Below are 8704 nucleotides of genomic sequence, written 5' to 3'. Positions count from 1 at the left end.
AGTGTGGGGTTTCCCCATGTGAGAGTAGGTCATCGTCAAGCACCTATACCAAAACCCCCGATCGTGAAAACGGTCGGGGGTTTTACTTTGCGCTGCGAAAAAAAACCAAGCAGGTGAGCCTTTGATAGGCAACTAAACAGCGCATGGCTATGATGCAAAGCGTATTTCTATCAGGGTTCTTTCTATGGCCGGTCCGGCACTCTCTGAGCCACATTCCGAGCTTGAGCTTAAGCAGCTGATTGCCTGTCATGAGTGCGATCTATTGTTGCGCAAACCTGAGGCTGGCGCGGGTGAGCGAGTTGAATGCCCGCGCTGTGGTTATGAGCTGTATACCCATCGCGCGCAGGTCGTGCGACGCAGCATGGCGTTGGTGATTGCCGCTTTGTTGTTGTACATACCGGCTAATTTCCTGCCGATCATGCAGCTCAATCTACTGGGGCAGGTCACTAAGGACACCGTCTGGACAGGTGTGCTCGGCCTGTATAACAGCGGCATGCAGAGCGTGGCTGTGGTGGTATTCCTCTGCAGCATGGCGGTGCCGTTGCTCAAGTTGTTATGCCAGTTCGCTGTGCTACTGAGTATTCGACTGGATATTGGCCGCAGTTATGGCCTGCTGCTGTATCGCATTTATCACCATATGCGTGAGTGGGGCATGCTCGAGGTTTATCTGATGGGTATCCTGGTGGCCATTGTGAAGTTGGTCGATCTGGCCGAGTTGAGCATTGGTCTAGGGATGCTGTGTTTTGTCGCACTATTACTGGTCCAGATCTGGTTAGAAGTGACGATGTCGCCCCACCAGATATGGGAGGCCTTGTCGGGGGAGGATGAGCATGCGGGCGATTGATGCAGGGCTGCTGATTTGCCATGAGTGCCACCAGCTCAACCCCATGCAGAGCGAGCATGGCGAGCAGTTTTGTACGCGCTGCGGTGGGCATGTGCATGCGCGCCGGCCCAATAGTCTGGTGCGCACTTGGGCGTTGTTGCTGACGGCTGCGGTGCTGTATATCCCGGCCAACCTGTTGCCGATCATGACGGTCAACGCGTTAGGCAAGGGGCAGTCCGACACCATCATGTCGGGCGTTATCGAGTTGGTGAACTACGGCATGCTGCCGATTGCCGCGGTGGTGTTTATCGCCAGCATTGTGGTGCCGACCTTCAAATTGGTCGGTATTGCTCTACTGCTGTACTCAGTACAGCGACATCAGCCGATGTCAGCGCGTCAGCGCGTGTTGATGTACCGCTTTATTGAATGGATTGGGCGCTGGTCGATGCTGGATATTTTCGTCATCGCGATATTGGTGGCGGTAGTTAATTTCGGCAGTTTGGCGAGTATTGTTCCCGGCTATGGCGCTACCGCGTTTGCCAGTGTGGTGGTGTTGACCATGCTGGCCGCTTTAACCTTTGACCCCCGCTTGATTTGGGATAACACGGACTCGGATGACCACCATGAATGATTTGCCGTTGGCTAAAGCGCGTCCAGCTTCGAATTGGTCGGCTATTTGGGTCTTGCCACTGATTGCATTGCTTATCGGTGGTTGGCTGGGTTGGCGTGCCTACAACGAAGCCGGTATCGAGATTCAGGTGATGTTTGCCAGCGGTGATGGCATTCAGCCGGGCAAGACCGAGGTGATCTTCAAGGGCATGCCCATCGGTAAGGTCATAGGCCTGGAGCTGGATGACAGCGGCGAGCGGCGCGGTGTGCGCGCCACTCTGGAGATGGATAAGCGAGTTGAGCAGCACCTGCGCACCAATACACGCTTCTGGCTGGTCAAACCGAGCGTTTCGCTGGCCGGTATCACGGGTCTGGAAACCCTGGTGTCGGGTAACTACATCACCGCCAGCCCAGGTGACGGCGAACCTACGCGTAAATTCACTGCGCTGACCGAGCCGCCGCCTTTGGCTGACACCGCGCCTGGATTGCACCTGACTCTTAAGGCCGAGCGTCTTGGCTCGCTCAATCGTGACAGTCCGGTGTTTTACAAGCAGATCCAGGTGGGTCGAGTGAAGAGTTATGCCCTGGTTGAAGATCAAAATCTGATCGAAGTTAAGGTGTTCATCGAGCCGCAGTTTGCCTCCCTGGTGCGCAAACATACGCGCTTCTGGAATGCCAGCGGCGTGTCTATCGATGCGGGGCTGTCAGGTGTGACAGTGCGTACCGAATCACTGGCAAGCATCGTTGCTGGCGGGATTGCCTTCGCCACGCCGGAGCATCGCAAGGACAGCCCGCCGACCGATCCGACTCTGCCATTTCGCCTATACGAGGACTTTGACAGCGCCCAGGCCGGCATTCGCGTATCGCTCAAGCTGCATGAGTTTGAAGGCCTGGAGCCTGGGCGCACGCCGGTGATGTACAAGGGCATTCAGGTCGGCCATATGAAGACCTTCAAGGTTGATCAGGATCTCAGCGGTGCACGGGTGGAGTTGATGCTGGACCCACGTACCGAAGACTACCTGGTTGAAGGCACCGACTTCTGGGTGGTCAAGCCGTCGATTTCCCTGGCCGGAATAACCGGCCTGGAGGCGCTGGTTAAGGGCAACTACATCGCTATTCGGCCAGGTGATGCCGGCAACCCACCGTTGCGTGATTTTGTCGCCAGAGCCAAAGCTCCACCGCTCGACCTATCTGCCCCTGGCTTGCACTTGGTGTTGTTCAGCGACACGCGCGGCTCTCTGGAAGTGGGCAGCCCTATCTTGTTCAAGCAGGTCAAGGTCGGCACGGTGCAGAGTTTCCAGTTGTCGCGTGACGACAAGCAGGTCGCGTTTGGCGTGCACATCGAGCCTGAGCATGCGCATCTGGTGAACAGCAGCACGCGCTTCTGGAATGCCAGCGGCATTACCTTGAAGGGCGGGCTGTCCGGCGTTGAGGTCAAGAGCGAGTCATTGCAAACCTTGCTGGCGGGCGGCATCGCCTTTGAAACACCGAATCCTAATGCACCCAGAAGCAATAAGCGGGTCGAGCGCTTTAGTTTGCACAGCAGCCAGGAAATGGCGCTGCAGAAAGGCGTTGAGCTGACTATTCGTGTACCCAGTGGCGATGGGCTGAGCCCAGGTACGGCTATTCGCTACAAGGGGCTGGAAGTGGGCAAGGTGGAGCGCATCGAGCTGACGGATGATCTGCAGGCGGTGATTCTGTATGCGCGGATTACCCAGGCGACGCAGCAGATTGCCCGTGTAGGCACGCAGTTCTGGGTGGTCAAGCCCGAGGTCAGCCTGACCCGTGCCGCCAACCTGGAAACTTTGGTCACCGGCCAGTACCTGGAAGTACAGCCCTCGAATCAGAAGGGCGCTGCGCAGATGAGCTTTACTGCCGCCGCAGCACCGCCTAAAGCCAATACCCGTGAGCAAGGTCTGCGTCTGGTGTTGAGTGCGGCGCGGCGCGGTTCGATCAAGCCGGGTGTGGTGGTCAGTTACCGTGAAGTGCCAGTGGGTAAGGTGACTGATTTTGAACTTGGTCCGACCTCGGATCGGGTGCTGATTCATGTGCTGATCGAGCCGCGCTATGCGCCGCTGGTACGCAGCGGCAGCCGCTTCTGGAATGCCAGTGGCATCGGGGTGGATGCAGGGTTGTTCAGTGGCGTGAAGGTGCGCACCGAATCGCTGGAAGCTCTGCTGGAGGGCGGTATCGCCTTCGCCTCACCGGATAACCCGCAGATGGGTGGGCCGGCGCAGGCGGGGCAGACCTTTGCCCTGCATGATGAGGTGAGTGAAGAGTGGTTACGCTGGGCGCCGAAGATAGCGCTGGAGAAATAACCGACAAGGGCCGCAATTGCGGCCCTTGTGCTTTATGGCGGGTGAGCCAGCGTTAGGCTGGCTCGGTTGCTGTGGTTGTGGTTGTGGTTGTGGTTGTGGTTTCAGCCTTGTTCTTGGCGCTGTCGCGACGCTGGATATATTTCCAATCCGCTTCGTCGATATAGATGCCATTTGGCCCGCTACCGCCTTCCAGGTCGATGGCTACGTGGGCCGAGACTTGCGGCTTCACCGACGCCAGGATCGGCACAAAGCCCAGCTGCAGGCTGGTTTCGATCAGCGCCTGCTGGTTCTTCTCGTCGATATCTGCTGCTTCGTCCAGGTAGTAAGGCAAACGCACCTTGCCGGCCTGGTCGCGGTCCATCAGGTGCAGCAACAGGTACATGTTGGTCAGCGCCTTGATGGTCATGGTGGTGCCGTTCGATGCTGCGCCATCGATATCGGTGTGGATCACCGGCTGGCCGTGCACCTTGGTGATCTCGAAGGCCAATTCGAACAGATCCTTCAAACCCAGCTGGTTATGGTTGGCGGCAACCAGGCGCGACAGATAATCCTTGGCTTCCTCGTTCTTGCTGTCCTGCTCGCTGCTCTGCTGCAGGTCGAACACCGAGAGGGTTTCGCCTTCTTCATACTGGCCGGCGCTGTGGATGATCTGGTCGATATGCTTAAGCGCGTCCTTGTTCGGTGCGAGGACGATGCGGAAGCTTTCCAGGTTGGACACCTGACGCTTGTTGATCTCGCGGTTGAACAGCGCCAGCTGGTGTTCCAGGTTGTCGTAGTCGCTGCGGATATTGCGCAGGGTGCGTGCGATATCGGTGACCGCGGCGCGGCGCGCCTTGGCCAGGGTGATGGCTTCGTCCTGGCGGTGGGCATAGGCGTTGACCAGCAGGTGCAGGCGGCGTTCGACGTCATCTTCGCTGTCGAATTTGGCCACGCCCTTGAGGCGTACCTGGGCGTACAGCGCCTCGATCTGCCCGTCTACACGCTGCAGACCCTGCCAAGCGTCCTGATAGTCGTTGAGCAATGGCAGCAGGTTGTCGAGGCTGTCGTCCACCGGGTCGGTAAAGGGTGTGCCGAACGGCAGGTTGGCCGGCAGCAGCTGGCGGCGACGCAGGGCATCTTCCAGGGTGCGTTCCTTGGCTTCCAGATCGGCGAGCTGACGGCCCACCAGTTGCAGCTTGGCGGAGAGCTGCTGCACGCGCTCGGTAAAGGCATCGGATGCGCGCTTGAGTTCGTCCTGAGCGGCCTCCAGCTGCGCCAGCTGCTCCAGTTTCTGCGGCTCTTCCACGGCCAGGGTCTGGCTGCGGCGGAAGTCTTCCAGGGCTTTCTGCGCATCCAGCACGGCCTGGTAGAACTGCTCGGCCTGGGCCTTGCTCGCGGCGCGGTCGGAGGCTACCGCCTGCTGGGTTTTCAGCTGTTTGTATTCGCGGTCGAGGCGGTCCTTCTGGTCGCGCAGGGCCGCGCGGTCAGCCAGGGCCTGCAGGGCTGGGGGCTCGATATGCGAGAGGTCGATAGTCAGGCCGGGCACTTCGAAGTGTTCGCCCTTGAAGCCGTCGAGGATGGCTTCCAGGGATTTGACCCAGGCATCACCCTCGGCCACCTGAATGCCTTTCTCGCCGAGTGGCAGGCTGAACAGCTGGCCATTGAACAGGCGCATCAGGCGGTCGACGTCCTGCTGGCTGAATTCTTCGCGCAGGCGTGAGTAGCTGTTGTTGTCGGCGTGTTCGAGTTGTTGCTTCACCGATTTCAGGCGTTTTTCCAGATCGCGCAGGCGCTCATCCAGATCCTCGGCGGAGAACTGCCGCGACTGCGCCAGGGCGCCGGCCAGCTCGTCGTGGGCATCCTTGGCGGCCAGCAGCTGCTCTTCCAGCACCTTGGCATCGTTGACCAGGGCAAAGCGGTTTTTCAGTACCGACAGCTCGCCGAGCCAGCGCTGGATTTCGCTGATTTCGCGCTCCATACGCATCAGCTCCTGGGTGCCGCCACGTTGCTCGTGCTGCAGGCCGTCTTGCTCGCCACGGTAGTGTTCGGCCTGAATCACCAGCTCTTCGCGGCGTGCGCCGGCGTAGTCCTGCCAGGTGCCGAGCAGCGAGTCGAGCAGCGGCGAGAGGCGATGCAGCTTGCCGCGCAGCAGTTCGCGCTGGGCCACACCGGCGGCCAGGGCTTCGATCAAGGGGCCGGCGGTAACCAGCGCCTGGTAGTCCTGCTCCATGCGCCGCACATCGCGGAAGGCTTCTTCGGTGGCAGCGATATAGTCGACGCTGCCCGAACGCAGGCTGTGTTCGAAGGCGTCGAGGAACAGCTGCTTAAGCTTGGCGGCGGTGATTTCGCGCATATGCAGCAGGTTGATAAATAGCGCGCGGAAGGTCTTCAGACTTTGCTCGCTGGTGGAGCGCAGCGGGATCAGAGTGAGGTCCAGCGGAATCGAGGTATGCCCGCCGACCAGCAGGCGGCGCAGCTCCTCGGGTTTGAGCTCGTAGGCCTTGATGCCTTCGCGTTCCAGAGCGTTGAACAGCTCGCGTTGACGCAGGCAGGTGCCGTTCTTCTGGTAGTGCTCCAGGTCCAGGGTGCCCTGGTAGGCGAAGAACTGGTGGCCGAAGCCGCCGCCTGGGCCGCGCCCGGCCACGCCGATTACGTGGGGGCCGTGGGGCAGTACGACTTCGACGAGGATATAGCTGGTGTCGCTGGCGAAGTAGAACTTGCGCGACTGCTCCAGGCTGTACTTGCCGAAGCTCATGTCCGACATGCGCGCGAGAATCGGGAACTGCAGGGCGTTGATCGAGGCGGATTTACCCAGGTTGTTGGCCCCGTACACCGACAGCGGGTTTTCCAGGGGGAACAGGCCGAGGCTGTAACCGGCGGTATTCAGTAGGGCGAAGCGGCGGATGCCGTAGCGTTCCTGGCTCATGCGAGGGTCTCCTGGGCGTCACGTTCTTCGGCCATGGCGCGGGCCAGGGCGTCTTCTTCGGATTCGTCGGCATCGTCTTCAGCGAGGCTGATGATTTCGTCTTCGGCCTCATCATCCAGCAGTACTGGCGCCGGCAGCGGTAGGGCGCTGTGCAGCGTCGCCGCCAGATCGCGGTCCTGCTGTACGGAGAGGCAGACATCGAGGAAGCGGTGCATCGGCGCGAGGAAGCGGTAGATGCCGTTGTCTTCGCTGGCAAAACCCAGTTGGGTCAGGCGGCGCATGACCTTTTCTTCCAACTCTTCCTGGGTGGTGACTTCGGCCTGCAGAAACAGGTCACGGTACTTCTCCAGTAGAGCCGGCAGCTCGTCACGGCCCAGGCTGCCGCCGTCGAGCACCGCCAGTGGGTCGCGGCCCTGGTCGGCGAGGTGTTCAACCAGAATAAAGGTGAACAGCGCCAGGCGCTGAGCGGTCTTGTTGACCTGGGCGCCCATCTGCTCGGGGACGAAATAGTAGAAGCCGCGGCTGTCGCAGGTCAGCTCATAGCCCAGGGCCTTGAACAGGCCGCGGTACTGGTCCTGCTGGCCGGCCAGCTGGCTGTAGAGCTCCGGGTTGCTGCGGCTGATGTGGTAGCCCTTGAACAGCTCACGGAAGATCGGGGCGAGCTGGGTCAGTTCTTTCAGGTCGATATTCATACGGTGGTCCCGGCCGGCTTGATCAGGGCAAAGGAGCTCAGGCTGACCTGATGCTCGCGGGTGAGGTAGTCGCGGCGCTCCAGGCGCTCGCGTTGGAAACGGCCATCGCGGGACAGGCGCGAGAACCAGTAGAGCAATTCGTCGGTGGCGCCTTCGGGTTCCTGTTCCAGCAGCCAGACCATCAGATCCGGCAGCGGCAGGGCCTGTTCGCAACGTTCGATCATCTCCCGCGCTGTGCGTGGCGCGCGCGGGGCTTCGCCTTTGCGGCTGGCATGCGCCTTGGGAAACTGCGCCGGCTTGGGCTCGAAACGGGCCAGGGCATAGACATAGGCCTCGACCTGCGATGCGGTGCCGAGAAAGGTGCTTTGCGGGCGACTGAACAGCGGCAGGGACGCCTGCGGTACGGCGTCCAGGCCCTTCTTGCGGATCGCCGCCAGGGCCAGGGCCGCGCCACGGGTCACGGCGTTATGCCGGCGCGCTTCCTCGCGCAGCGGCAGCAGCAGTTCGCGGGCGCGGCGCAGGGTCAGCTGGGCGGTGGTCTGCATTTCCAGGATGCGCGCGTGGGTGCGCAGCAGCAGGTCGTCATCCACCAGCTGGCCGAGGCGCTGCTGTTCGCCCAGCAGGCGCAGCAGCACATGTTCGACGCGGTAGACGCCTTGCTCGAAGGCGCCGTCGGCGGCCACCAGCTGGATCATCGGTTCAACGTATTCGTCCCAGGTGGCCAGCACCTCGGCGTAGCGCTGACGCAGGGGGATTTGCCTATCTGATGTCTTGGCGCGATCGGCTACGGCGACCAGGGCCTGCTCGTCGTTGGCCAGCTTCTTCAATACATCGCGCACACGCATATCCAGCAAACGCAGCTGGCGCGCCAGGTCGGCGGCGTCGCGCACCTCGAAAGCGTCCTTGATATAGCCGGCCAGGCGCTCCAGATGGCGCAGATAGGCTTCGATTTCCAGGCACAGGCCCAGGCGGTGTTCGCGGCGCAGGTAGGCGAGGAAGTCGTGAATCTGCGCGTTCAGCTCGAAGCGATTCGGGCTCTTGGCCACCGGCACTAGGATATCCAGGCGAATCCACTGGTCGAGCAGGGCGGTGACATCGGTTGGCGTGCCTTCGGGCAACTGTGCGGCCAGCTGGTTGCGCAGCTCCACCAGGCTCAGGGTGCCGGCATCGAAACGCTCGCACAGCGGTTCCAGCAACGTCCAGTGTTCGGCAAGGGCGCGCAGTACGCGCTTGGGATCAATCATCGGGGCATCCGCTCCGCGGGCTTTTCGCAAAAAACGCCGATTGTACTGCAAGCCGTGGCCAAGGCTTGAGTGTCAGTCATCGTCTGTTCGGAGTTGCCTGCGTGCGTGTAACC

General features: G+C 60.9%; 6 protein-coding genes. 3 read left to right on the top strand and 3 right to left on the bottom strand.

What is annotated here, in order from left to right; all coding sequences use genetic code 11:
* Positions 1–184: 184 nt before the first annotated feature.
* From ACQ4LH_RS11305 to ACQ4LH_RS11295, 3 genes are read left to right on the top strand one after another with little or no spacing between them, the layout of a single operon-like run.
* On the top strand, positions 185–844 hold the full coding sequence (locus ACQ4LH_RS11305) for a paraquat-inducible protein A (protein WP_430697256.1): 660 nt from the start codon (positions 185–187) through the stop codon (positions 842–844).
* Positions 831–1454, top strand: coding sequence for a paraquat-inducible protein A (locus ACQ4LH_RS11300; protein ID WP_430697255.1), 624 nt, complete (start codon positions 831–833; stop codon positions 1452–1454). Before ACQ4LH_RS11305 ends, ACQ4LH_RS11300 begins: the two co-directional genes overlap by 14 nt.
* Positions 1447–3750, top strand: a complete 2304-nt coding sequence (locus tag ACQ4LH_RS11295; protein ID WP_430697254.1) for an MlaD family protein — start codon at positions 1447–1449, stop codon at positions 3748–3750. Before ACQ4LH_RS11300 ends, ACQ4LH_RS11295 begins: the two co-directional genes overlap by 8 nt.
* A 52-nt stretch (positions 3751–3802) precedes the next feature.
* On the opposite strand, the gene mksF is transcribed toward ACQ4LH_RS11295, so the two are convergent.
* From mksF to mksB, 3 genes are read right to left on the bottom strand one after another with little or no spacing between them, the layout of a single operon-like run.
* On the bottom strand, positions 3803–6655 hold the full coding sequence (gene mksF, locus ACQ4LH_RS11290) for an Mks condensin complex protein MksF (protein ID WP_430697253.1): 2853 nt from the start codon (positions 6653–6655) through the stop codon (positions 3803–3805).
* Positions 6652–7347 carry an Mks condensin complex protein MksE gene (mksE, locus tag ACQ4LH_RS11285; RefSeq protein ID WP_430697252.1) on the bottom strand — a complete coding sequence of 232 codons (696 nt, stop codon included), beginning with the start codon at positions 7345–7347 and terminating at the stop codon, positions 6652–6654. Before mksE ends, mksF begins: the two co-directional genes overlap by 4 nt.
* Positions 7344–8591, bottom strand: a complete 1248-nt coding sequence (gene mksB / locus ACQ4LH_RS11280) for an Mks condensin complex protein MksB (RefSeq protein WP_430697251.1) — start codon at positions 8589–8591, stop codon at positions 7344–7346. Before mksB ends, mksE begins: the two co-directional genes overlap by 4 nt.
* Positions 8592–8704: the final 113 nt, after the last annotated feature.

Origin of the sequence: Pseudomonas peli (assembly GCF_050563605.1) — a bacterium.
Taxonomy (GTDB): Bacteria; Pseudomonadota; Gammaproteobacteria; order Pseudomonadales; family Pseudomonadaceae; genus Aquipseudomonas; species Aquipseudomonas peli_A.
The sequence above is the reverse complement of the archived record's forward strand: the minus strand, read 5'-3'. Positions and strand labels throughout refer to the sequence as shown.

What these genes read in the sequence shown, in the direction of transcription:
- mksB (WP_430697251.1), bottom strand. Translation starts at nt 8,591, where the DNA reads ATGATTGATCCCAAGCGCGTACTGCGCGCCCTTGCCGAACACTGGACG.
- mksE (WP_430697252.1), bottom strand. Translation starts at nt 7,347, where the DNA reads ATGAATATCGACCTGAAAGAACTGACCCAGCTCGCCCCGATCTTCCGT.
- ACQ4LH_RS11295 (WP_430697254.1), top strand. Translation starts at nt 1,447, where the DNA reads ATGAATGATTTGCCGTTGGCTAAAGCGCGTCCAGCTTCGAATTGGTCG.
- mksF (WP_430697253.1), bottom strand. Translation starts at nt 6,655, where the DNA reads ATGAGCCAGGAACGCTACGGCATCCGCCGCTTCGCCCTACTGAATACC.
- ACQ4LH_RS11305 (WP_430697256.1), top strand. Translation starts at nt 185, where the DNA reads ATGGCCGGTCCGGCACTCTCTGAGCCACATTCCGAGCTTGAGCTTAAG.
- ACQ4LH_RS11300 (WP_430697255.1), top strand. Translation starts at nt 831, where the DNA reads ATGCGGGCGATTGATGCAGGGCTGCTGATTTGCCATGAGTGCCACCAG.